General features: G+C 40.1%; 25 protein-coding genes and 1 other RNA gene. 11 read left to right on the top strand and 15 right to left on the bottom strand.

The features are described from left to right. Positions 1-12: 12 nt before the first annotated feature. The 4 genes from F991_RS08085 to F991_RS08070 all read right to left on the bottom strand — a co-directional run bounded on the left by F991_RS08085 (position 13) and on the right by F991_RS08070 (position 3,021). The gene (locus tag F991_RS08085) at positions 13-885 is read right to left on the bottom strand and encodes an alpha/beta hydrolase (RefSeq protein WP_004670501.1); all 873 of its coding nucleotides are present in this window, start codon (positions 883-885) and stop codon (positions 13-15) included. A 3-nt stretch (positions 886-888) separates the two neighbouring features. Next, positions 889-1,599: a BON domain-containing protein gene (locus F991_RS08080; protein WP_004670500.1), complete on the bottom strand. Its 711-nt coding sequence runs from the start codon at positions 1,597-1,599 to the stop codon at positions 889-891. Between the two features lie 69 nt (positions 1,600-1,668). After that, positions 1,669-2,073 (bottom strand): YraN family protein, encoded by a 405-nt coding sequence (locus F991_RS08075; RefSeq protein WP_004670499.1) that lies wholly within the window; start codon positions 2,071-2,073, stop codon positions 1,669-1,671. Between the two features lie 12 nt (positions 2,074-2,085). Continuing rightward, entirely contained in the window at positions 2,086-3,021 is a 936-nt protein-coding gene (locus F991_RS08070) for a penicillin-binding protein activator (protein ID WP_004670498.1), read from the bottom strand. Positions 3,022-3,037: 16 nt separating this feature from the next. Between F991_RS08070 and rsmI the strand changes: the two genes are divergently transcribed. Further along, entirely contained in the window at positions 3,038-3,874 is an 837-nt protein-coding gene (rsmI, locus tag F991_RS08065; protein ID WP_004670497.1) for a 16S rRNA (cytidine(1402)-2'-O)-methyltransferase, read from the top strand. Between the two features lie 91 nt (positions 3,875-3,965). On the opposite strand, the gene F991_RS08060 is transcribed toward rsmI, so the two are convergent. Further along, positions 3,966-4,856, bottom strand: a complete 891-nt coding sequence (locus tag F991_RS08060; RefSeq protein WP_004670496.1) for a LysR family transcriptional regulator ArgP — start codon at positions 4,854-4,856, stop codon at positions 3,966-3,968. Positions 4,857-4,962: 106 nt separating this feature from the next. Between F991_RS08060 and F991_RS08055 the strand changes: the two genes are divergently transcribed. Next, entirely contained in the window at positions 4,963-5,565 is a 603-nt protein-coding gene (locus F991_RS08055) for a LysE/ArgO family amino acid transporter (protein WP_004670495.1), read from the top strand. 61 nt (positions 5,566-5,626) lie between these two features. Here the strand turns inward: F991_RS08055 and F991_RS08050 are convergent, their stop codons facing one another. Continuing rightward, positions 5,627-6,265, bottom strand: a complete 639-nt coding sequence (locus tag F991_RS08050) for a cation efflux transmembrane domain-containing protein (RefSeq protein ID WP_004670494.1) — start codon at positions 6,263-6,265, stop codon at positions 5,627-5,629. 61 nt (positions 6,266-6,326) lie between these two features. Here F991_RS08050 and F991_RS08045 point away from each other — a divergent pair, with 61 nt between their 5' ends. Next, the gene (locus F991_RS08045; protein WP_004670493.1) at positions 6,327-6,767 is read left to right on the top strand and encodes a MerR family transcriptional regulator; all 441 of its coding nucleotides are present in this window, start codon (positions 6,327-6,329) and stop codon (positions 6,765-6,767) included. A 104-nt stretch (positions 6,768-6,871) separates the two neighbouring features. On the opposite strand, the gene F991_RS08040 is transcribed toward F991_RS08045, so the two are convergent. The 5 genes from F991_RS08040 to F991_RS08020 all read right to left on the bottom strand — a co-directional run bounded on the left by F991_RS08040 (position 6,872) and on the right by F991_RS08020 (position 12,247). Further along, positions 6,872-7,123: a hypothetical protein gene (locus tag F991_RS08040; RefSeq protein ID WP_004670492.1), complete on the bottom strand. Its 252-nt coding sequence runs from the start codon at positions 7,121-7,123 to the stop codon at positions 6,872-6,874. 173 nt (positions 7,124-7,296) lie between these two features. Continuing rightward, the gene (locus F991_RS08035; RefSeq protein WP_004670491.1) at positions 7,297-8,529 is read right to left on the bottom strand and encodes an FAD-dependent monooxygenase; all 1,233 of its coding nucleotides are present in this window, start codon (positions 8,527-8,529) and stop codon (positions 7,297-7,299) included. Beyond that, positions 8,526-9,737, bottom strand: coding sequence for a 2-octaprenyl-6-methoxyphenyl hydroxylase (gene ubiH, locus F991_RS08030; RefSeq protein ID WP_004670490.1), 1,212 nt, complete (start codon positions 9,735-9,737; stop codon positions 8,526-8,528). Before ubiH ends, F991_RS08035 begins: the two co-directional genes overlap by 4 nt. Positions 9,738-10,225: 488 nt before the next feature. Then, on the bottom strand, positions 10,226-11,545 hold the full coding sequence (pepP, locus tag F991_RS08025) for a Xaa-Pro aminopeptidase (protein WP_004670489.1): 1,320 nt from the start codon (positions 11,543-11,545) through the stop codon (positions 10,226-10,228). 69 nt (positions 11,546-11,614) lie between these two features. Then, positions 11,615-12,247, bottom strand: a complete 633-nt coding sequence (locus F991_RS08020) for a UPF0149 family protein (RefSeq protein WP_004670488.1) — start codon at positions 12,245-12,247, stop codon at positions 11,615-11,617. 66 nt (positions 12,248-12,313) lie between these two features. Between F991_RS08020 and F991_RS08015 the strand changes: the two genes are divergently transcribed. The 3 genes from F991_RS08015 to ssrS all read left to right on the top strand — a co-directional run bounded on the left by F991_RS08015 (position 12,314) and on the right by ssrS (position 13,430). Next, positions 12,314-12,868 (top strand): hypothetical protein, encoded by a 555-nt coding sequence (locus tag F991_RS08015; protein WP_004670487.1) that lies wholly within the window; start codon positions 12,314-12,316, stop codon positions 12,866-12,868. A gap of 2 nt (positions 12,869-12,870) precedes the next feature. Next, positions 12,871-13,158 (top strand): cell division protein ZapA, encoded by a 288-nt coding sequence (locus tag F991_RS08010; RefSeq protein WP_004670486.1) that lies wholly within the window; start codon positions 12,871-12,873, stop codon positions 13,156-13,158. Between the two features lie 86 nt (positions 13,159-13,244). After that, positions 13,245-13,430, top strand: a non-coding RNA gene (ssrS, locus tag F991_RS17160) — 6S RNA. Between the two features lie 40 nt (positions 13,431-13,470). Here ssrS and F991_RS08005 read toward each other — a convergent pair. From F991_RS08005 to F991_RS07990, 4 genes are all read right to left on the bottom strand, one after another. Then, entirely contained in the window at positions 13,471-13,911 is a 441-nt protein-coding gene (locus tag F991_RS08005) for an SMI1/KNR4 family protein (RefSeq protein ID WP_004670485.1), read from the bottom strand. Between the two features lie 141 nt (positions 13,912-14,052). Beyond that, positions 14,053-15,087: a DUF6670 family protein gene (locus F991_RS08000; RefSeq protein WP_004670484.1), complete on the bottom strand. Its 1,035-nt coding sequence runs from the start codon at positions 15,085-15,087 to the stop codon at positions 14,053-14,055. Positions 15,088-15,596: 509 nt separating this feature from the next. Beyond that, entirely contained in the window at positions 15,597-16,853 is a 1,257-nt protein-coding gene (locus tag F991_RS07995; RefSeq protein WP_004670483.1) for a putative solute-binding protein, read from the bottom strand. A 161-nt stretch (positions 16,854-17,014) separates the two neighbouring features. Continuing rightward, entirely contained in the window at positions 17,015-19,534 is a 2,520-nt protein-coding gene (locus tag F991_RS07990) for a heavy metal translocating P-type ATPase (protein WP_004670482.1), read from the bottom strand. 111 nt (positions 19,535-19,645) lie between these two features. Between F991_RS07990 and F991_RS07985 the strand changes: the two genes are divergently transcribed. The 5 genes from F991_RS07985 (at position 19,646) to F991_RS07965 (ending at position 25,107) form a co-directional block, all read left to right on the top strand. Beyond that, positions 19,646-20,032 (top strand): MerR family transcriptional regulator, encoded by a 387-nt coding sequence (locus F991_RS07985; RefSeq protein ID WP_004670481.1) that lies wholly within the window; start codon positions 19,646-19,648, stop codon positions 20,030-20,032. A gap of 214 nt (positions 20,033-20,246) precedes the next feature. Then, entirely contained in the window at positions 20,247-20,834 is a 588-nt protein-coding gene (locus F991_RS07980; RefSeq protein WP_004670480.1) for a 5-formyltetrahydrofolate cyclo-ligase, read from the top strand. 145 nt (positions 20,835-20,979) lie between these two features. Next, entirely contained in the window at positions 20,980-23,409 is a 2,430-nt protein-coding gene (lon, locus tag F991_RS07975; RefSeq protein ID WP_004670479.1) for an endopeptidase La, read from the top strand. 337 nt (positions 23,410-23,746) lie between these two features. Beyond that, positions 23,747-24,226 carry a 23S rRNA (pseudouridine(1915)-N(3))-methyltransferase RlmH gene (rlmH, locus tag F991_RS07970; protein WP_004670478.1) on the top strand — a complete coding sequence of 160 codons (480 nt, stop codon included), beginning with the start codon at positions 23,747-23,749 and terminating at the stop codon, positions 24,224-24,226. A gap of 107 nt (positions 24,227-24,333) precedes the next feature. Continuing rightward, complete coding sequence (locus F991_RS07965) at positions 24,334-25,107, top strand: DODA-type extradiol aromatic ring-opening family dioxygenase (protein ID WP_004670477.1); 774 nt, start codon at positions 24,334-24,336, stop codon at positions 25,105-25,107. Positions 25,108-25,144 lie beyond the last annotated feature (37 nt).

Below are 25,144 nucleotides of genomic sequence, written 5' to 3'. Positions count from 1 at the left end.
GATGCTTTTCCTTTAAGGTTCTAACGCCTCTTCCATAAAATGTAAAATCGTACGCTTGGTTTTAAAATAATGACTCATCAGACTTGCTAATGTCGCCAAAATCGTAACATGCCCCGTCTTTGGGATCACGGCAATATGACTATGGTTGCCTTTTTCTCTTAAAGCATTATCAAGCTTATAACTATTTTCTTTACCGACTAACTGATCTTGTTCTGCCATTAATAAATAATGCTTAATTTGGTTTGGCTCAATAAAATAGCAAGGCATGACTTGTTGATAGGGAATATTTAAATTAAAAGCATGTTCTGATAAAGGATCACCGACATAATCAAAATGATAAGGTCCAGCCAATCCAATAATCGCTTTAATCTTATCTTTGTATTTAAAACTTTGTGCTTGAGCAGAATACACCACCGACATGACATTGAAAGCGCCAGCAGAATGCCCCATCAAAATCAAATTCTCCGTAGAGATATTTAACTTACTTTGATTCTGATTTAAATAGTGAATGGCTTGTGCAATATCATCAATAAATGTTGGAAAGATATGCTCAGGTGCAAGATGATAATTAATGACTGCAACATCATAACCTTCTCGCGCAAATGTTTCTCCAATAAACAGATAATCACGTTTATTGCCATGCTGCCACGAACCACCATGAACAAATACAATCAACGGTCTCTGTTTCTTCGGATTTTTGGTGCGATATAAATCTAAACGCTGTCTCGCTTTCAAGCCATAAGCAAGATGTACTTCTTTTTCAAAGGTATCTTTAGGCGTCAAATAGTTAATTGAATAACTTGCAAAATCATACAGGCGAAACTCTTGATAAAAGTTTTTCGCCCGCATTACATTTTGTTGTACTTGTTGAATAATTTGTTTCATAAATTAGGGAGTAGTTGGAGTAATAGTCACTGGCTCAGCTTGATCTGGATCAATTGCCACAGGTGTTTCAACCAAAGGTTGTGTTGTCGCAGCACCGACCATCGGCATCGCAGCCGTCGAGCTTGCCATTGTTCCTGAAGACTGGTCAATATTGTCAATCAGAGTAACAATTCTACTCACATTACCAACTTTTTGTAAAACGTCGTCTAAATCTCTGATCTCAGCAGTATTTAAACGCCCCATTACATACAACACACCATTTTCAGTATGCACAAGAACTTTACTGTCAGAGACAACTGGTGCTCTCATGAGCAAACCACGTGTGTTCGCAGTCACCGTACCATCTTGCATAATGGTGCTATAACCGACTTTGTCACCGACAGTAATGTAGTTATGCACTGCTTTGACATCAGTCATTGCACGAACATTGTCTTCAGCCAATTGTTTCAAATAAGGATCAGGCACTTGGCCTGTCAATAGAACATTGCTATGGAAGCTTTCGATATTAATCCGAGACTGTCTAAAGCGATTATCGAGTTTATATAAATTGACATTTGCAGTACGTTTGATTGAAGAATCAATAAAAACCTGCCCTAGACTACGCTCACCGCTACTTGTCCCAACAGGTGCCGTTCCCGTTCCACCAGAAATAAAACTTGCACATCCCGATAAACTTGCAGCACAAAGCAGCGTAATCGATAAACGTTTTAACACTTGGCCAGACTCCCTATTCACACATTTTCTCAATCTTCCACATTTATCTTCAGACCGTTATTGCCACAATTAATCTAAAATAAATGCATGTTCAATCCATTGCTGATCATACTGCAATTTTGAAAAATCTGGTTGTACTGTTTTTGCAATTTTCTGTGGAAAATCAAAACAAATCACATCAAAACGACAATCAAAGTCTCCATAACTCGGATATCTTTGTAAAAAGAACTGAGCAGTTTTAATAATCTTACGTCGCTGTGCGTTTGAAATCACTTCGAAAGCCTGTGCATAACTCCCTGCCGACCTCGCTTTTACTTCAACAAAAACAAGCTCTTTTCCACGTTTTACAATTAAATCAATTTCGCCAAACCGTGAATGATAGTTTTGATTTACACATTGATAACCATGTGAACGGAGCAATGACATGGCGGTTTGTTCTGCCCATTGCCCCAATAAATTTGACTGTTGTTTCATCATTCAGTGATCTTATTTTAAAATATGAATCCCATTTTTTTGTTGTTCATAACAAAATGGCTGTCTGTTAATCACCCCAGCTTTCACATCGATTGCACCCGTCCGACCCTCAAATGAAAACTGCGGATCTATCGGACTCGATAAAAACTGTTGACTGATCGTCCATGCATCTCCACCAAAGGCAAGTAGTCTTTGAAATGCCATATTTTCAGGTTGTTCTTTATAGGCTTCAATTAAATCTGCCCATTGCCCATTGTATAAAGCTGGAGTATCGCAAAAACGCAATCCGTTTGGTATATGCTTGCCCTGCTCGATGCTGAGTGGTGTCGCATAAATATTTTGTTTGGGTAATGAACCTAATTGCTCCATCCATTGATGATCACCAAGTAGTAGCAGGCCTGTTTTTTTTGCTAATTTTTTCGGCAGCTCATTGATAACTTCGATCTCAGATCTAGATTCAGACATCAGCGCCATCATAAGCAATTCAGTAGCAGATTCTGTTCCCGCTTGGCGTAAGATCAATAGTTTCTTGATCTGGTCTTTTTCAAGTAATTTGTTTAAAGCCACTGCATCATGTTGTTTGGCTAAGCTAAATTGCCAAACATTGTTTGCTTGCGTATTGACATCATTTAAGCTTAAAACTGGAATTTTCGGCTTCAATTTTATCACCGTTTCAATTTCAGATCGTGCCAATGGCCCAACCACCAACCGCGTCTTCTTATTCACCCTTGTCTTAAAAATCTGTTCGATGCTACTTTTTGCTGAATCAACAAAAATAATTTTTTCTTTACTGCCTGATGCTGTATAAGCACTCAAGTAACCTCGTTTGATGCTGTCACCAGCTCGCGCCATTGCACCAGATTCAGGTAGAATCACCAACACGTCCGCATAAGCGGGGCTAATCAATGCTGCCAAACTGAGTAGCAGCCAATATTTTTTTAAATACATTATGGAGTTACCTTTTATGAGTGCTCAATTATTTGTTGTAGCAACCCCGATTGGGCACTTGGATGATATGACTTTCCGTGCAATCGATATTTTAAAATCAGTCTCGGTGGTTGCAGCAGAAGATACTCGTCAATCTGCTCAGTTATTCAAGCACTATAATATCGCAACTCCGCTTACGGCGTGTCATGATCACAACGAAAGTAACAAAATTGATCAACTTCTCCAAAAAATGTTAAAAGGCGAATCAGTTGCTTTAATCAGTGATGCAGGTACACCCCTTATTAGTGATCCTGGTTTTAAATTGGTTCGCGCTGCCCAAGCACATGGTATTCGCGTGATTCCTGTACCTGGTGCATGTGCGGCTATTGCTGCTTTAAGTGCAGTTGGCTTACCAAGTGATCGTTTTAGTTTTGAAGGATTTTTACCGTCAAAGGCATCGCAACGCATCAGCCAACTCGAAAAACTTAAAAATGAAACACAAACCTTGATTTTCTATGAAGCTCCACATCGGATTTTAGAAAGTATTAAAAATATGGCTCAGGTCTTTGGTGAAGATCGACCCGTTGGTTTTGCGCGTGAAATTACTAAAACCTTTGAAACCATCAAGAAAATGACCCTCAAAGAATTGGTTAGCTTTATTGAAAATGATCATAACCAACAAAAAGGTGAAATTGTCGTTGTTGTTGGTGGGGCATTAGAAGTTAAAGACATGGAACAAGAAAAATTAGACGAGTTGCTCAAGCGTTTATTGCAAGATCTCTCGGTTAAAGCTGCATCACAATTGGCTGCGGATTTAACAGGGATTAAAAAGAAAGTCGCTTATCAACGTGCTTTGGAGTTGACCCAAGCGTAGTCGTCTTGATTTGAGCAAGGTGATGAACACTGCATAGCATTACCTTGCATCTCTCTTAAACAACATAGATTTCTTAGAAAATCCCAAATAACTATATCAATAATTTTTTAGCTGCCTGCACAATTGTTTCGGTCAACAGATCAAGTTGTTTAGACTGCCGTTTCCAGTGATGCCAATATAAAGGAATGTCGAGTTGAGCTTCAGGCATGATCTCTACAAATGCACCACTGCTTAATAAGGAATGAACCTGAATTTCAGGAGCCATTCCAAAACCTAAACCGAGTTGAATTGCTTTCACAAATGCATCTGTTGACGGAATGAAATGATAAGGATAACTTTGCATTGGCAATCCAAAACACTTCAATAGCATCTCTGAGTGCATCAGATCTTTATGATTAAAAATCACTGCGGGCGCTTTTCTTAGGCTTTCCCTATTCACCCCCTGTCGAAACCAATACGCAGCAAAATCTGCAGAAGCCAACATTTTATAACGCATTTTGCCTAATGGCTGAGCCAAACAACCTGACATAACCTGCTCTTCCGCCGAAATACAGGCATTGACCTGTCCCGTTTCTAATAACGTGTGCGTATGCGACTGGTCGTCAATTTTTAATTCCAATACGATTTTTTCTTTAAACAGTGTGGGCTGAATACTCGGTAAAAGCCAAGTTGCCAATGAATCTGCATTTGAAGCCAACGCAATCTTATAAAATTCGGAGTCAGATGTTTTCCCCATCAAACCTTGTAAAAGATTTTGTTCCATGAGCCGCGTATGACGTAAATGCTGCAACAGGGTTTGCCCAGCTTTGGTGAGCACACTTGGTCGACCACGGATAATTAAAATCTGACCTAAATATTTCTCTAAAGCCTGTACGCGTAACGAGACGGCAGAAGGCGTAATATATAATTGCTCGCCAGCAGCATCAAAACTTCCTACTTCTGCGACTGCAAGAAAGGCTTCACATTGCTTACTATCTAACATAGACAAACCTAAATTATTTTCAGTTAAACCTAAATATTCTTAATTTTACTTATTTTGTATTTAAAAGTCAGATAATTCTCACATCTGTTTTTTTCGTTTTATTGATATGCTCTCTCTTAGCGTTTTTTTTAAAGGTTTTGGTATTGGCAGCGGTCTCATTGTTGCGATCGGCGCTCAAAATGCTTTTGTTCTAAAACAAGGACTCAAGCAACAATATGTCTTTTGGTTGTGTTTCCTGTGCGCGCTCTCTGACTCGATCTTAATTGCACTTGGTGTGTTGGGTTTCGCTGAATTGATGACGGCGTCACCGCTTTTAGTTACGATCGCCAAATATTTAGGTGCAACATTTTTATTGGTTTATGGTGCTAAAGCATTTTACGCTGCATTTAAAACGACTCAAACGATGCAACTGGAGAGCAACCATAAACAGACTTTGACTCAGGTCCTCTTAACAGGTCTTGCCTTTACTTGGCTAAATCCACATGTCTATCTAGATACCATCGTACTGATTGGATCAGTTGCAACTCAATTTGAAGATAAGATCAGTTTTGCACTCGGGAGTATTGTGGCTTCATGGATTTTCTTTTTTAGTCTGGGTTATGGCTCAAGACTCTTGAAACCGCTGTTTAGTAATCCGAAAGCATGGAAAGTTTTAGATTTTATGATCGGCTGTATGATGTGGAGCATTGCAGTATCTCTGCTGCTCTAATTCATTTTCGAAGCAAAAAAGTATCATGGCGGTATGATACTTTTTTGCTGACTAAATTGATTTATACATTATGACCTAACACAGCTTTGGACTGCTTTCTTTCTCGCAGCGACTGTTTAATCACAGAGTAACCTGAAGAGACACCTAGATAAGCAATAATAAATGCTACGATTAAGTCTGGAAACATTGTTCCTGTTCCAAATACACCGACTGCAGCGATAATAATCGCTAAGTTCGCAATCGCATCATTGCGGCTACAAAGCCAAACTGAACGCATATTGGCATCCCCATCGCGGAATGCATACAACATCAATGCTACTGCTACGTTCACCACGAGCGCCAGCACACCAATGAGTCCCATTAACATCGGTTCAGGGATCACGCCAAGCCACCATGACCAAAGTACTTTTACGATCACAAAAATACCAAACGCCGCCATCGTCAATCCTTTGAGTAATGCCGCAGTTGCTCTCCAATATAAACTCATAGAAAGCACTGCCAAAGAGATTGCGTAGTTTGCAGCGTCACCAGCGAAATCCAGCGCATCTGCCCATAAAGCAACTGAACGTGCATGAGAACCACCAATAATTTCTACAAAAAACATCCCAGCATTCAGAAACAAAGCAATCCACAATGCTTTTCTAAACCTTGGACTAATGATTTGCGTTGAAGGTGTTGTATTACATCCACATCCTGCCATGACTTTTCTCACACTATGTTTTATAGTGATTTAAAACCCTAGAGTAACTCCAGAGTCAAGAATGGCAAATTTTACAATTGGACAATTGGCAAAAAAGTCAGGGGTATCAGTCGATACACTTCGTTATTATGAAAAAATTGGGCTTTTAGAAAAAGTACAACGTACCTCGGGAAATTATCGTTATTATTCTGAACAGATACTTTCGGATTTATTTTTCGTTAAACATTGCCGAGAACTCGGAATCACCATACAGGATATTCAAAAGTTAAAAGATTTAGCAAAAAGTCCAAATCAAACCTGTGAGGAAGTTGATCATCTGATTGATCAATACCTTGCAGAGGTTTCCCAAAAAATTAAGAACCTAGAACATCTCAAGCAAGATTTAACCCATCTCAAACAGCAATGTTCACAGCATCGTACCATTGAACAATGTGGGATTTTAAAAGAACTAAATCATCCGCTTGAGTGTGAACATGAATCGCATCAACACAAGAAAGCATAATATCCATTGAAATCCCTCCCAACCTCCCTTTCTGAAAGGGAGGAGTCCCACTGTAATTGGGATTGGGTGCACTGTGTTAACCACAGCACAAGGGAGATGAAAACTTAATCTTCGTGTTCGCCTGGCGGCACTTCGACAATTCGCCCACCACGTGCCAAGAATGCAGCAACTTCATCCTCTAATGCTTGACGTTGTTTCTGCTTGGCAGTCACGGTTAGGCTTTCTGCTTCGGCAAGATCAATATCATTGGCAGCAGAAGATTCTTCACTATCTGCACCATTTTCGGCAGCTTTTGCCTCATCATCGTCAACAGCAGAGTCTTCTGTGTTTTCGTCGTAATCATTCATTTCCGTCATATTACTCTCCCCACAATGACTGATCTTTCATCATCGTTATTTGGTCATCAGAACTTGGTGAAATTTAACAAGCTCTCATCATTTCGCAAAGCACAATATTTGTTAAATTGTATTTTTTTCGACCAAATTCACTCTGATTTATAAATGATTGTTTAAAAAATATCTACTATTTTTTAGCAAGCGTATCTCGTTGCTTGTAAGGCCTTTAAACCATTCGCTTGCTGCATAAAACGATCTTTGAACCAATCGAATTGCTCAACCTGTTTTAAACCGAAGTTTCTCGCCCACACGAACGGAAATAACTCTGAACTTTCTAACCAACCAATCGCAGACATGCTGTGCATCATGGCGTCATTCTGCCCTTTACGTTGGTGCTCGTAACGCAACAAAGTCTGCTCATTTGCCCACACACCACGTTTTAAATCATGTAGTAATACATCACAGAGTACTGCTGCATCTAAGCAACCAATATTAACGCCTTGCCCAGCTAAAGGATGAATCACATGTGCTGCATCCCCAATCAATGCCAAGCCTGATTTAATGTAGCGCTGTGCAGCACGAGCTTTGAGTGGAAACTGTGCGCGTGAACGTACTTCAACCACTTCACCAAGCATTTGTAAGCTTTCTCGAGTCAGCAATTTCATAAACTCTTGATCAGAGAATGCTGAATATTCATCGGCATAATCATCAGGCAAGGTCCAGACAATCGACTGCCAATAGCCATTTTCTTGGGCATCAAGACTTGCCATTGGTAAATAAGCCAGTGGCCCAGTCGGCAAGAAAATTTGACGTGCGACATATTGATTTGGTTGTGTGGTTTTAATCGCACAACTGATTGCAGCTTGTTGATAGTCCAGTACATCTAAATCGATATAAGCCTGTTCACGCACAAATGAGTTCGCACCATCTGCGCCAATTAATAATTTGGTTTTAAGCGTAGTCCCATCAGCCAATTCAATGGACCAACCTTTTGGAATTTGCTCAATCCGAATCACTTTGACTTGGGTACGGTAGTCTTTGAGTTGCTGTAGCATTTTTTGTTGAATCGCAACATTTAAAACACTTGGCTCTACCATTGAACCTAACGCTTGATCAGGCTGTGGTGGTTGCTCAGATGCATGTCCAAAATTGATCTCACCATAGCCATTTTTGTTCCAGACTTGCATGCCTGAATACGGCATTTGACGCGCCAAGTCATGCCACACATTAACCGTTTTCAGTAAATGAATGGTGGCTTGACTGAGTGCCAGTACCCGAGGATTCATCACCGCAAGTGTTTTTTGTTGATCCAGTACAGGGGCAGCGTCCAACACTGTGGCTTGCACGCCTCCTTGCGCCAATAGCAAGGCGGTTAAGCCACCGACCAAGCCACCTCCTACAATGACCACATCTAACATTTCACTCATGCTTTCAGCCCCATTGCATAATTGGCAACCAAGGGCTTAATTCCCGGAATCACGTCAAAGGCAACCAATCCTGTATTACGTATTAATTTTAAAATTGGATTTTGATTGCTAAAACCACGCACCACGGAATCACAGAACTTAATCACACGTTGCTGATCTTTTAAACGCGCTTGTTCATAAGCGAGTAAATTGTCTGGCTGACCAATATCATCAGACTTCGCCAATTGTTCCATTAAGAAGCGGACCAAGACATCAGCATCACGCAAACATAAGTTAAAACCTTGTCCTGCGACGGGGTGAATGGTATGTGCCGCATTGCCCATCAACACCACACGTCCGACAGCTTGTTTATGCGCTAAGACTTGTGACAATGGGTAGCAGAAACGTTTACCTGTTTTTTCAAACTTTCCTGCACGATCACCATAGGTTTGTTGCAAGGTATCAAGGAAATATTGATCATTTTCCTCACCTAAGAATGGCTGTTCTGTGCCTTTCTTTACTGGAAAAACCACTGAACGGCGGTACTCACCCGGTAAAGGTAACAGCGCCAATGGTCCTAACGCACTAAAACGCTCAAAACCAACTTGTTGATGTGGTTTAGAGGTTTGTACGGTGGTGACAACCGCAACTTGATCATAATCATGTTCATCCACACCCACACCAATCGCTTGACGACAGAACGAATCACGACCATCCGCAGCAATCACTAATTTTGATTTCAATGAATGGATATATTCACCATTACGCATGGCTTCAATATGTACATGATCTGCATCTTGGGTCAATGAAGTCACTTGGACACCATCAATCAATTCAATCAATGGGTGTTGACGAACTTCAGTCAACAATACTCGACCAAGCCAAGCGTTCTCAATCACTTGTCCAAAGCTTTCTACTTTTTCTTGTTCTGCAACTAAGCGTGCCTTACCAAAGCTGCCCTGTTCAGTGATATGGACTTGAAGAATTGGTGTTGCATGTTGTTGCAAGGCATCCCATAAACCTAGTTTTTGGTAAATCTGCACACTACGGCGTGACAATGCAGTATTTCTTGCATCAAAACTAGAATGATAAGGCGCAAGGTTTTCATCGTCATAATTTGGATATTTCACAGCTTCTAATAGCTTTACCTCGATATTAGATTTTGCCAACATTAAAGCAAGGCTGAGTCCAACCATACCCCCACCGACAATGATGACTTGTTGCTGCATAATATTATTCCTTATCAGTTTTTCATGATTTGACGTTTCGGGACTATCTTACTCTAACTCAACTCAGGAAGGGAATTTGTACTTTGTTTGGTCTGTGTTTTTAAAATATCGTCAAAAGTTATTTTGAGCATCAAACTAAATAATTTGAGTTCGACAATAATATGATACTCGGAAATGTCATCCGCAACTGTTTGAGACAGGACTCCATTAATAAGGTATTGTTTCTGCGACTCATTAAATTAGCTGACGGCAATCAACGAGTTTTGCGGTGAGCAGCGATGTAGCTGCGCAAGATGGTTGCCCTTGCGGAGCTTCGCTCCTCATGCCGAAACAAAAGTAGGTCCAGCTGAAGGCTTATCCTAAAATTGGATAATTTCTCAAGAAGATTCCACAAAGATATTTTTTTCAATAAGTTAGAAAAATTTTAAGTTAAACCCAGGGTAAATAAAAAGGCCTATCAATCGATAAGCCTTTTTCTCAACCTCTACTTAATGACTTGCCATCAAACTTTCAATTTCCTCAACGGTTTTCACTACGTTTTTAGTGAGAACGAGTGGACCATTTTCAGTCACGACAACATCATCTTCAATACGAATACCGATACCACGCCACTTGGAATCTACGGTTTCATCATCTGGTGCAACATATAAGCCCGGCTCAACGGTAACCACCATACCTGCTTCATAAGCACGCCAGTCTTCCCCAATTTTGTATGCACCGACATCATGCACATCCATACCAAGCCAATGCCCTGTACCATGCATAAAGAATTGACGGAAAGCTTCGCTTTCAACCAACTCATCTACATCACCATTGAGTAGACCAAGATCAACCAAACCTTGAGTTAAAATCTTTACAGCGACTTCATGCGGATATTTATAATTATTGCCAATACAAGTGGCATCGATTGCAGCAAGCTGGGCATCTAAAACAATATTGTATAAAGCTTTTTGCTCTGGACTAAATTTACCATTTACAGGGAATGTACGGGTAATGTCTGAGGCATAGCATTCATACTCACAAGCTGCATCAATTAAAACCAGATCACCATCTTTCAACGGTTGATTATTTTCAACATAATGCAAAATACAGGCATTTTCACCGCCACCCACAATGCTATTGTATGCAGGCACACAACCATTTTTTCCAAAGATATAATTCAGTTCCGCTTCGAGTGCGTATTCCATCATCTCAGGTTTAACCGTTTGCATGGCACGAGTATGGGCTTCTGCGCTGATATTCGATGCGATCTGCATCAGCTCAATTTCCTGCGCTGATTTTTTCAGACGCATTTCATCGACAATACGATCAAGTTGGATCATTTCAGCAGGTGCAGTACCACCACGACGCTGTTGTGCATCCACTTTCTGAATCCATTGGCTTACTTTCGCATCAAATTCAGCATTTTGCCCCATACGATAGTAAAGACGTTGTTTATTTAACAGCTTCTCGATAATTTCTTCATCTAATAAATCAATTGCATAAGCTTCATCTGCATCATAGATTTCAACTGCACCATCGACTCCAGCACGATAGCCATTCCAGATTTCCATTTCACGGTTACGTTCACGACAAAACAGGCTATAGCTATACTCTTCACCTTCTTCAAAGGTTTCGATAATGGCAACTGCTTCTGGCTCTGCAAATCCAGTGAGATAATAAAAACTACTGTCTGCACGATATTTATAATCAGCATCACGATTACGATACATTTCTGCTCGGGTCGCAATCACGGCAATGCTATTACTGCCCATTTTCTCAGCGAGAAGATCGCGGCGTTGTTTAAAATCTGCTTGATTGAGTTTCATATCGCCCTACTGATGAAGATGAAGGATTGTAAGTATCTTTAATGATAAAGTTTCAAGGCAGCGCCCGAGTTAACTCGGACGATGTGGGGTAAACATTTCAACGACTGTTTGCGGATCAACTGCGGTATCTTGATTTCGACTCTTTGCGTGAAAGTTTTGTAACAAAGAACTTTCAGCCACAGGCGTTTTTGCACGACCGATAGATAAACTGACAGGAATTAGACGCACGAATTCATACAGTTCCAGATAACTTTCTTCACCTTCTTCATCATTATCTGAATCTTCAAACTCAACGGCTGCAACTTCTTGTAAATGTTCTATCAGCTCTTGTTCATCTCCACGAATACGACCGCAAGCTAAACCAAAACCTAATACGACCCCTGCACACCAATCTGCTAATGCGCTTACACGTTCTTCAAGCGAATGACCATCATCTGGTAGCATTGGTAAATAGTCGAGTTCATCATCAGATAAAGCATGCGATACATCCTCTGCTTCAACCGTTAAACTTTCTAATGCTTCTGCTGTCAATGCAGGTACATTTAAGGTGTTTAAGATTTGTGACCATTCATCAGTTGTCGGCGCTTGTGTCACACAAACTATACCTGTTAGCAACCCATGTAACTCACTTGGGCTTGAAATTTCTTCAATTCCCTTAAAATGAGCATTCCATTCGTTCCAACCTGAAATATCGTCTTGCATTCGTTTATCCAATCTCTATACTGCTGTATATATTACCTTTGATTGCAACTCTGTGCGACCTTCGTTATGTTAGAACAATTACAGCGTCTACAAGCGCATATTGGCGTTTTAAAAACACGCCTACGCCATATAGAGCGAGAAAACACATCGCTTACTGAAGCTAAACAATTAGCTGCAACTGAACATCATGCACAAATTGTGCAGAAGAATAGCATCATCACGCAAAAACAGGATGAAGTTGATAACTTAACTGAACAACTGACTCAGTTACAAGATCAATTTAAACAACTGAATAATGATGCAACAACTTTGGCTGAACGCTATAGCCGTTTAGAGAAAAGTACCACTGATCTAAAAAATCGTTTCCAAGAAATCTTGGCTGAGCGTAATGATTTGCGAGTAATGAAAGAAAAGTTACAAGCGCAGCAACGTAATAATCAGCAAGAAATCCAAGATCTACAACAAGATCGTGACCGCTTATTACAAAAAAATGAATTAGCGAAGGCTAAAGTTGAAGCAATTATTCAACGTCTCGCAATTTTAGGCACAGCACAAGATCAACATGCACAAGAGATTCAGCAGCTTGCCCACCCGATTGCTGAAACTCACGAGGAATCTTAATCATGAGTGAACCTATCGTTGTTGAACTACGTTTAATTGAACAGACTTTCCGCCTAAATACGACTGAAGATAAACGTGAAGAGTTAGAACGCGCTGCTGAATTGCTCAATCAAAAATTTCATGACATGCGTCGAAGTGCGCCACGTGTAGAACACAATAAGTTAGTCATTATGGTTGCACTACAAATGGCTCAGGAAGTATTTGCTTTAAATAAATCTTTACAGCAATACGCACACTGTGAACATCTACTCCAAACGATTTTGGAAGATGTAGAGCAAACTGTTCAATAAACATGGTGATTGCACAAAGCCTCATCAATTAGTAAGTATCTTTACATGCAAGCATTGTCATCAGATCAAGATCAGTTATACTAAGTTTATCTCTAGGATGTTCGCCAGCGGGTCCGATTCCCCTGAGCCGATATCATCACTTTAGGATGGTGTTCTGTATATTTAGAGTGTATGTCTGCCCCGTGCAGAAAACCCAGCAAGTATGCGGCGCCCTCCACCTTGAACTTTAGGGTTCAAGGGTAACGACATGCAGCGGCATCTCTGGAGTGTTTTTTATTTTTCTAAATCTCCCTCTGCACCATAGTTTTTCTCTTATAATATTTCATCACTATCAATCAGATATTGTTGTAAAAACCCTGTGAATGAATCCGCTACTTTTCTTTTAAGCGTACCTCCTACTTGATATACAACACCATCAGACCCTATTTGATCTAGTTGTACTGCATATCCCCAACACCACACTAAATAATCTGAAAATACAAAACAGTGAGGATATAAAAGCCTATCTGAATCACTGTTTGTTAAAATACTTTCCACCAATCTGAATTCAGATAGTGACAAAAATGTAAAATAGTTATCATCCAGATCTCGGTCAGCTATACCATTAAACTCTAAGAAGTATGCTCTTAAAATTGGTGATAATTTAACTTGATACTTATATTCAAAAGCCAAAACTTGTTGCCATGTTGCAGGCTTATTCAAGATTACCTTTTGTTTTTGTAGTTTATTTTTGAGTTCAAGAATAATACTCATGATTTACCTTATAAAAGAATATCTCTCATAAGATAAATCATTTCTGTAATTTTAATGATCAATTCTTTAGATATTAGACTTATGATTAAACTAGCATCTGTTGATATTTCATCAATGCTTGCTGCGGCTGCATAATTTAGATTATTTTGTCCGTGTATCCAGATATTCAATATAACCAGTACCTTCTATTGTTTGACCTCGAAACGTACCTTTATATTGATAACTTCCTGCGTAACCACCTGCCATACCATACTGAAAATCGCCATTTGCTAAGCCATCAACACACATTAAAAGCTTACCTTTTTCATCATTCACACTCCATGAAAAAGTTCGAGGTAAACGCATCGATAAACCATTAGGCGTTATAGAACGTTGTGATTCAAACTCATGAACTTCCAATTTAAAGTCTTCAGAATGAATACTTCCATGATCATCAATCGCACGAATATACACACGGCGTTGTAAGACAAGATTCAATGGACCAAGTACCTCAACTAAAAGAACCTGAGTTTTCTCATCGATATTTAAAATATGATACGTAAAATAGTTCATATGCAAGTTGATATCTATTGCACGTGCATATTCATAGGTACACAAACCTTCGACGTGGGTTTTCTTGCCTTGATATTCGAGATAACCTTCGTATTGGCAGAGTAAAGCCCAATGATTATATAAACCGAAAGTCAACTCAGCAAAGTTTGCAACTTTATCAGTTGCAGTGATTTTCAAATCAAAATTAAATTCATGCCCTTCACGATAAGCATGAAAATTAGGATAAGTCCCTTCTAACACTAAATCTCGACCAAAACATAAAGATGAACCATTACTTACTAAAGCACAGTCATTTTTGACACTATAGCCATTAAAATAGTCTTTTGTTCCTATAGCTGTACCAATTAATACATTTGCTGTATCAATACTTGAAGTTTTAATTAAATGTTCATTTCGAAAAATTTTAACTCGAGGTTGTCCAACCACGGTTAAAAGGTTCAAAAAATTAAAGGGTGCAGGGAGATTAGGAATCATCACACCATAGTGAACACAAGTATATTTTCCTTGAGGTGTATGCGTTTCCGTTTCGACATCAAAAGGTCGACCATTTCTTTTTCCTGAATAGTCAATCATCTCATGCAATGGTTTTGGAGCAACAATTTGTTTTGGGAATAATCGTGACATTTCAGAACCTCTATTAAACTTTACTCAATATTTCAGCTATCCCCCCTCTCATATATCTTTATGTCTAACATGCTTTGTAGTACAAATTTGACCAAAAATAAAACGAATTAAAGGGTTAACATCATCTTGAATTTATCAAGACATTTTAAGTATGAGAGAAAGAGCTATAAAAAAATTGACCGAAGAGGAAGACAAATTGATGTCAAAAATGTCAAATTAATAAACTGGCTAATATCTTATTTTACTTGAATTTATCATAACGAGCGACGAATATGGTTTGAGCAATGGATTGCTTAGTCTTGCTATAATTTCATGCTTTAAAGGAGTGGCAACAATCTCTAGACCACTTAAATAAAATGCCATAAAGCTCTCATCAGAAAGCTTTATGGCATATCCCAACATTTACATTACTACTGATCGTATGAGCTAACAGCTCGCTAATAAAATTTTATATCTAAATAACCTCTACTCTTTCCGTAGAATTCTAGACATTGTTCTGACTATAAAAATCACTCATCATTCAATGCACATTCATAATGCGTCGGCTGCTGCGAACAACGGACTTGTTTCAGCAACTTCATCATGTCTTTATCGTAGTAACCTTCTTTGGTCATTTGAATACGTGCTTCTCGCATCAGTCGCATATAACCGGGTTTTTCACTCTCATAAATATCCATCCAGTATTTTTCAGGAATATCTTTTTCAATTTTATCTACAAAATCAAAGGCAGGCTGCAACTGTTTAGAGATGATTTCGCGTGCAATCGGTCCCATTCCAGCTGGGAATTTATTACGATGCATGATCAAAGTACCTGTAACCTGTACAACAGGAAAACGAATAATCCCACCTGCAATTTTTCCTGATTTATCCGTCATGCCCTTATGCAATTCCAGTGGATCAAACAAAATCGCTGGGCCAGCCATGATTTCGACTTCTCTATTGTTGAATTTGGGTCCAACAGTTGCTAAATCTACTGAAATCGCTTGTGCACCGACATTTTGAGCTAACTTCTTTTGTGTTGGATCAAATGAAAATACTGCGATTTTTCGTCCAGCAGCTTTTGCGAGTGTATTAATATTTCGATCACTCACCATAATATAAGCAGCACCAAGCGGCACAACGCCCACGACCTCATAATCATGATTGATCATTTTGTCGTCGAATTTAGGATGAGCTAATAATTGAATCACTGAGGTGAGTTGCTTGTAATTCTGTAATGCGCCAATCGCATCAATACTACCTACAAATGGATTAAATTGTCTTGCTCTTAAATTACTAATCCCTGCACCATCACAACGTTTGCTGCGAAAGTCCTCCGTTAACACAGCTTCATTGGTATAAACTTTGAGCGTCACCATGGTCGATGCATTTTGCTTTAGTTTCGGATAGTCCAGATCAATCTTGAGCTGTAAATTGGAAGGTCGAGTAATATTCATATTGACCCCATATTGTTTAGCGATTCTGACAATACGTGGCAATTCACTGATATAACTGGTGGCTTGTTGAAATGCCTCACCATGTTCCCCATTCGGTGAATACACACACAAAGTCACTTGTTTGGGAATCTGTTTCCAAATCTTTGGATCATTGAGCAAAGTTTTGATTTTATTCTGCGAATGCTGAGATAAAGTGAGATCAAGCTTCTCGGCTGGTGGCGCAGCGTGTAAAGTAGATGAGATCAGTAATGAAGCTGCCAATGTAGATGCAAGCGAGAATGATCGGATCAAAGTGTTGTATTGCCATTTTTGTTGTTGTCGCACAAACATTTTTTCACTCCTGTGAATTATCATTTGACACTAAGCAAATCACACGCAAATAAAATTGACCCAATGACTTTAGCTTTGGGCAGAATAGTCATATTAGCCCATAAAAAAGCTGTCTAGCTATAAAACCAAACAGCGAACTTACAACAATGAAAAGAGAAAGCTTAAGAGCGGTTTAGGCGCAAGGCATTCACTACAACAGACAATGAACTCAGCGACATCGCCACTGCTGCAAACATCGGTGTGAGTAATAACCCAGTTAATGGAAAGAAGATACCTGCTGCAACGGGCACACCCAATCCATTATAAACAAAAGAAAATGCAAGATTCTGTTTCATGTTTCTTACACCAAGTTTCGCCATATGCAACGCTTGACCAATCCCTTGCATATCACCTTTGACTAAAGTGACTTGCGCCGTTTGTTTAGCAATATCAGTGCCTGTACCCATTGCAATCCCAACATTGGCCTGTGCAAGTGCGGGTGCATCATTAATTCCATCCCCTGCCATTGCGACGATCTTGCCTTGCGCTTGCGCCAGTTTGACGATTTCAAGTTTTTGCTTCGGATCAAGATTGCCATGAACCTGTTTGATTCCTAAAGCATTAGCGACCATTTGTGCATTTTTCTCATGATCACCTGTCGCCATAATCACTTCTATGCCATCGGCATGGAGTTGGTCGATCACCGCTTTGGCATTTTGTTTAATCGCATCATGAATCGAAACATAAGCAATCAGCTCCTGTTCTGACATCAGGAAACTAATCACATCGCCTTGTGAGCGTTTTTGGTCTAGCATTTTGCTTAAGTCATCACTGAGTGTTAAATCAAGCTGCTCAACTAATTTCTGACTGCCAATATATAGTGTTTTGCCATTAATAATGCCCTTTACACCAAAACCAGTCACATCTTCAAAGTCAGTCACATTAAGCAATTGATTTGCATCCACCAATTTAGTCAAAGTGTGTGCAATGGGGTGACTAGAACATTGTTCAATCGAAGCAATCCACAGTTCAATTTGGGCTTGAGTATACGTTGTCGATAATGGCTGAATTTCTTTTAAACTTGGTTTACCTTCAGTCAATGTACCTGTTTTATCAATAATCAGGGTGTTTACTTTGCTTAATGCTTCAATCGCTTCAGCATCTTTGAATAGCACCCCTTTTTGCGCTGCGCGACCTGTGGTTGCCATCACTGACATTGGTGTCGCCAACCCTAAAGCACATGGACAGGCAATAATTAAAACGGCTACCGCACACATCAAAGCCAAATCAAACTGTGCTTGACCAAAAACCATCCATGCGATGAAGGTCAACACGCTGATCGTGAGTACCGCAATCACGAAGTATTTTGCCACGACATCCGCGATACGTTGCAATGGTGCTTTAGAACGCTGTGCATCCGCTACGGTCTGGATCATTTTGGCTAAAGTGGTATTGGTTCCGACAGCTGTGGTTTGAATACGAATAGAACCTTGTTGATTGATTGTTCCACCAATGACCTGATCGTCTTTTTGCTTTTTCACAGGTACAGGTTCGCCTGTCATCATCGACTCATCGACATAGGTTTTTCCATCAACCACAACACCATCTAAAGGGATTTGTTCACCCGATGAAATTTGCAAAATATCGCCTTGTTTGACCATGGCAATATCAACATCCACAACTTGATCGTGCTGCACCAATTTAGCTTTGGCAGGTTGTAAACGTAACAGTGCTTTTAATGAATTGGCCGTTTGGGAACGTGCTTTAAGCTCAAGAACCTGTCCGAGTAAACTTAAGGAAACAATCATACAGGCCGCTTCAAAATACACAGCGACCCCATGTCCTGTCTTGGCTTCAACAGGAATGACAGAGGGAAAGACCGTTGCAACTACACTATAAATAAATGCCGCGAACACACCGACACCGATCAAACTCCACATATTGAGATGACCGGTTTTATAGGAAATTAAGCAACGCTGTAAAATCGGATAACCTGCCCATAACACCACAGGTAAACTGAGAACCAACTCAATCCACGGTTGAATATGCGGTGAGATAAAAGCGTGAATATGTGAGCCCATCGCTAAGATCATCACCAATAAACTTAAAGGTAAGGTTGTCCAAAAACGCCGACTAAAATCAACCAGTTCAGGATTTGGACCTTCATCTAAAGTCGGTTGCATGGGTTCAAGTGCCATACCGCAAATCGGACAGGTACCCGGCCCTTTTTGCACAATCTCTGGATCCATTGGACAGGTATAATCCATATCCATTGCCCCTTCGGGTACTGGGCGTTGGTCCACAGGAACTAAATAAAACGCTGGATCATGTTTAAACTTATCTAAGCAGGAAGGGTTACAGAAATAATAAGTTTTTGCTTGGTAGTCAGTTTTTAAATCAGTCGTGGTCTTGACTGACATGCCACAGACTGGATCGATCTCGGTTTGGCCATCGGCGGCGACATGGTGTTGATGGCTTTGTCCTCCACCGCAACAGGATGATTTTTTTTCTTGTTCTTTAATGGGTTGTGATTCAGCTTTAGAGCCACAGCATGAACTTTTCTTTGGTTCAATGGGTTTAGGTGCGCAACAAGATGTAGCATTGACTGATTCATTTACTTGCGCTGTTTTAGCATCGTCACTGGCATTTTTTTTTACTTGCTTGTCTTTTGAACAGCATGATGAAGTCTCATGTTGAGTCATGGTTCGACCTATCTTTTATTACGCGATAGGTTTAGGATAAAGTCTGTACCTAGGTACAGAGTCAAGCACTTTTGAGAATGATTTTTAAATGCATGATTTTAGGAGCATAGCATGAACCTTACCATCGGCAAATTAGCAAAGACCTGTGGCGTCAATGTCGAAACGATTCGTTATTATCAACGAATTGGTTTAATGCGCGTGCCCGAAACCAAGCAAAGTTATCGTTATTATCATCAACAAGATTTGGAGACATTGAGTTTCATCCAAAAAGCCAAAGATGCAGGCTTACAATTGAATGAAATTAAAGAATTATTGACCTTAAATTTAGACGATCGTATCCAAGTCCGTCAGGTCATCGAGCAACGCTTAAGCAAGATTGATGAGAGAATTCAGGAGTTACAAGGACTCAAACAACGTCTTTCAACTTGGCTAGATGACTGTAAAAGCACAGAAAATGATTGCTGTCCGATATTGGTAGAACTTAAGAAATCAAATTAAATATTTAATAGGATAAGCCTTCTGATCAATCATATAACATGACATTTTGTCGTCTGTGCTGTTCTTATAGCGCAAAAAAATGGCCACATTAAAGTAGCCAAAACGAATAATCATTTTACATTCATGATCCTTCTAAGAAAACGAAAAAGTCGATCAAGCTATTAACAAACAAATCAAGTATGATTATTTTATCAAAACCATTTTCTAAAGCTTTATGAGCAATACATTAAACGCATTAAGAAAACAATTCCGTTTAAAAAGAAAACGCCTTTCTCGTTACGAACAAAAAAAAGCGGAACATCAAGTTTTGATCCAACTGCGACATACAGTTCAATTTAAAACAGCGACAAAAATTGGTTTGTATTTACATGCATTTGGGGAAATACACACCCAAAAACTGTTAGAGCTCTGCTTTCAGCAAAAAAAACAAGTTTACCTGCCGATGATCTGCAATATGAATCAAACTCTTGTGTGGGTGAAAATTAGCGCGAACCAATATTTCAACAAACGTTTTTCACACCACGCACTAGGGATGAAAGAGCCAATGGCTAGTCGAGGCAAACATGTTTCAACATTAGATTTGCTTATTATGCCCTTACTCGCCTGCGATCATCATGGCACTCGAATTGGTATGGGTGGAGGTTTTTACGACCGTACACTTGCGACAGCCAAACATCATCCATATCGCTTAGGACTCGCTCACTCTTTTCAATATATTGATGAGCCACTATTACGGCAAAAATGGGATCAACCGCTTGATGGACTGCTCACGCCAAAGCAACAGTACCGTTTTAGCCGTTGAATCTATGAAATTTAGTTTATTTTGCCCAAATCCCGACTAATTTAGTTATTTTTTAATATTTTCTGAGAGAAAACCCTTGTAATTTTTAAAATGCACATCACTATAAAAAGCATGGCAACACCGTTGTCACTCATTAGGAGTGCTCATGTCCGAATTTATTATGAATGATGAAACTATCTTAGAGCCGCAAGTTCCGAGTGTATTACCACTTTTAGCATTACGTGATGTCGTGGTGTATCCGCACATGCAAATTGCGCTATTCGTGGGTCGTGAAAAATCGATCAATGCAGTGGACGTAGCTCGTAACGGTGATAATTTAGTATTTGTAGTTGCGCAAAAAGATTCGCTTACAGAAGAAATTGATCACGATAACCTGTATCAATATGGAACTGTAGCTAAAATCGTACAAGTCGTGAATCATGAAAATGATGAAAACTGCATTAAAGTACTAATTGAAGGCCTACACCGTTCAAAACTAGAACAGATTATTGATGGTGAAGAATACTTAACCGCTGAACATCATTTAAGCCCGATGACTGTTGCATTGGATCAAGAGACCCAAGAGACTCGCTTGAATGAATTACGTACTCTTTTTGCTCAATATGCTGAAGCAAAATTACGTAATGCACGCGAACTCGTTGCAGCTGCCAACAAAATCGAAGACTTATTACAATTGATGTTCTTCGTTGCAACACGTGTACCTTTGAACATTGAAGTAAAGCAAAAGTTCTTAGAGCACGATGAGTTTGAAGAACATTTACAAGAGTTGATGAGTTATTTGACCAATCAATCTGCTGAACAGCAAATTGAGCAGACACTGCACGACAGCGTAAAACGTCAGATGGAAAAAAATCAACGCGAATACTTTCTCAATGAAAAAATGAAAGTTATTCAGCGTGAGCTTTCCGATATGAATGGCGGTGCTGAAGATGATGTAGCTGAGATTGAAAAGCGTCTTGCTGAAGAAGATTTGCCTGAACATGTACGCAAAAAAGCCGAAGCAGAGTTTCGTAAACTCAAAGCCATGCAACCTGCTTCTAGCGAAGCCGCTGTAGTCCGTAACTATCTAGAAGTGATTTTAGATACGCCATGGAATAAAGCCAGCAAAGTCAGCATTAACTTGAGTAAAGCGCAAGAAACGCTGGATGCAGATCACTACGGCTTAGACGACGTGAAAGATCGTATTGTTGAATATCTAGCGGTTCAATCTCGCGTGAAAAAACTCAAAGGCCCGATTCTCTGTTTAGTTGGTCCTCCTGGTGTAGGTAAAACTTCACTCGGTGAATCAGTTGCTAAAGCAACAGGTCGTGAATTTGTCCGTATGGCACTCGGTGGCGTACGTGATGAAGCGGAAATCCGTGGTCATCGTCGTACTTATATTGGTGCGATGCCAGGTAAAATTGTGCAATCTTTGACAAAAGTTGGTGTGAAGAACCCATTGTTCTTACTCGACGAAATCGACAAGATGGCACAAGACTACCGTGGCGATCCTGCTTCTGCATTACTAGAAGTGCTTGATCCGTCTCAGAACAGCAAGTTCAACGATCATTACTTAGACCTTGATCTTGACCTTTCAGAAGTGATGTTCATCTGTACTGCAAACAGTATGAATATTCCAGAAGCGTTATTAGATCGTATGGAAGTGATTCGTCTACCGGGTTATACCGAAGATGAAAAAGTGAATATTGCTCAACGCTATCTTGTTCCAAAAGCCATTAAGAACAATGGTCTGCGGGCAAAAGAACTGACTGTGCATGAAGAAGCGATTCGTGACATCGTACAACGTTATACTCGTGAAGCGGGTGTGCGTAGTTTGGAACGTGAAGTATCTAAAATTGCACGTAAAGTTGTGAAAGAAGCGGTGAGTAAGAAATCGAAAAACTTACAGCTTGATATCACCTCTGCAAATCTTCCAGATTACTTAGGTCCACATAAATTTGACTTTGGTATTGCTGAAGATGAAGCTCAAATAGGTCGTGTAAACGGCTTAGCATGGACTTCTGTGGGCGGAGAACTGTTGACTATTGAAGTTGCTGCAGTGAAAGGTAAAGGTAAATTCATTACCACTGGTTCGCTCGGTGATGTCATGAAAGAGTCTATTACTGCTGCGATGACTGTAGTTCGTACGCGTGCTGATGAACTTGGGATCGAAGCTTCTCGTTTTGAAGAAACTGATGTTCACGTTCACTTACCAGAAGGTGCAACGCCGAAAGATGGTCCATCTGCAGGTTTGGCATTGACGACCGCACTGGTATCTGCATTTACAGGTATCACGATCCGTCCAGATATTGCCATGACAGGTGAAACAAGTCTTGGTGGTCGTGCGATGCGTATCGGTGGTTTGAAAGAAAAACTTCTTGCTGCACATCGTGGTGGAGTTAAATTAGTATTTATTCCACAAGATAACGTACGTGATTTGGCTGAAATCCCTGACAATGTCAAAGAAGGTTTAGAAATCAAAGCAGTGAAAAGCATTGATGAAATTCTTCCTTTAGCATTAACAGATATGCCGAAACCTTTGGCTAAAACACCTATTGTTAAACCAGTAGAAGATACCAAGGCTGCGCGACACTAATCTGTGTGTAACAAAAAAGAGAGCCTCGGCTCTCTTTTTTGTTACATAATTTTTTATTACAAAATTAGGTTGAAAAACAACCAATATCTTGCATAATGAAATAGAGTCGATAAAAACAAAAGCTAAATTTGACTTGTGAACTCATTTTTTTAGCGTCATCTGAACTCCAGACGGATGATGCTTTGATCGCAGCTCATACGCATTTTGAGCTGCGTTTTTTATGTAGTGGAATAAAGCACCACCCTGCGTAGCGTTTAAGAACAATAAATCTATTCGAGTCTACATGAATCCGTCTCAGCGTTTATAATGCGCTCATATTATTTACACGTATTGCCCTATGAAAATTCGTATTGTAACTATTGGCCAAAAAATGCCTGCATGGGTACTGACTGGGTTTGAAGACTATTTCAAACGTATTCAACCTTTTGTACAAACCCAAGTGATTGAGCTGCCGATGGCGAAGCGTGGCAAAAATGATTCAGAAGCTGACATCCTAAAATACTGCCAAATCGAGGGTGAAAGTATTCTCAATGCAGTCAAAGCAAATGAAACACTGATCGCCTTAGAAGTGGGTGGACGTGAACTGAGTACCGAAAAACTTGCGGATACCATGAAGCAATGGATGCTGGAGGGCAACGATATTGTACTTGCCATAGGTGGTCCTGATGGGCTATCCGATGCAGTGCGCAAAGCTGCTGCTTGGCACTGGTCATTATCTAAACTGACCATGCCTCACCCCCTCGTTCGTGTGTTACTCATCGAACAACTCTATCGGGCCATGAGTATTAATCACAATCACCCTTACCACCGTGCGTGATTTAATATCGTGTTCTAGTTTTGGAACAATCTGTTGAAACCTAGCCGCTTTTAAACAGTGCTTATTTTTGTCACCATAACCATGTATTTCCAGTCAGGTGCTTAACGATGAACGTGCAAACTTTACCAGGGTTATTTATCTCTCATGGTTCACCAATGCTCGCACTTGATCCAGAACAAGTTGGTCCTGCTCTGCATCGGCTAAGTACCAATCTACCCAAACCACAGGCAATTATCGTCATGTCTGCTCATTGGGAAAGCCAAGCGCTTGAAGTCAGTACCTCTATCCGACCACAAACATGGCACGACTTCCGTGGTTTCCCACAGGCGCTATATGACATTCGCTATCCTGCCCCAGGTGCACCAGAACTCGCAGAAAAAATACTCACGTTATTTGCTGAAGCAGGATTTTCTGCGCATGCTAACAGCACACGTCCGCGAGATCATGGGGTCTGGATGCCTTTATTACACATGTATCCTGAAGCAGATATTCCGGTGATCGAAATTTCACTTCCTATTCACTTAAATGCCGACGACATCTACAAAATCGGACAAACCCTTGCGCCTTTGCGAGAACAACAGATGTTATTAATTGGCTCAGGGAGCATTACCCACAACCTTGCGGAGCTTTCTTGGCATACTGATACCAATGTACCGATATGGGCAAGTACCTTCCGTAATGCGGTCGTCAACAATCTTACGCATCAAAACTATGATGCTGTTTTGGATTGGCCATCATTGCCTTATGTTCAACGTAATCATCCGACACTTGAACATTTTGCGCCGCTATTCTTTGTAATGGGCACAGGTCATCGTTTTAATATCGTACATAGTAGTTTTTCAATGGGTTCATTAGGGATGGATATCTATCGTTTCGACTGAATCATATTCTTGGTGCTCGGCAGAAAAGTTTAATAAC

This window comes from Acinetobacter sp. CIP-A165 (genome assembly GCF_000367985.1).
In the GTDB taxonomy this organism is placed as follows: Bacteria; Pseudomonadota; Gammaproteobacteria; order Pseudomonadales; family Moraxellaceae; genus Acinetobacter.
Note: the sequence above shows the minus strand (reverse complement) of the source record. Positions and strands in the feature narration are given on the sequence as shown.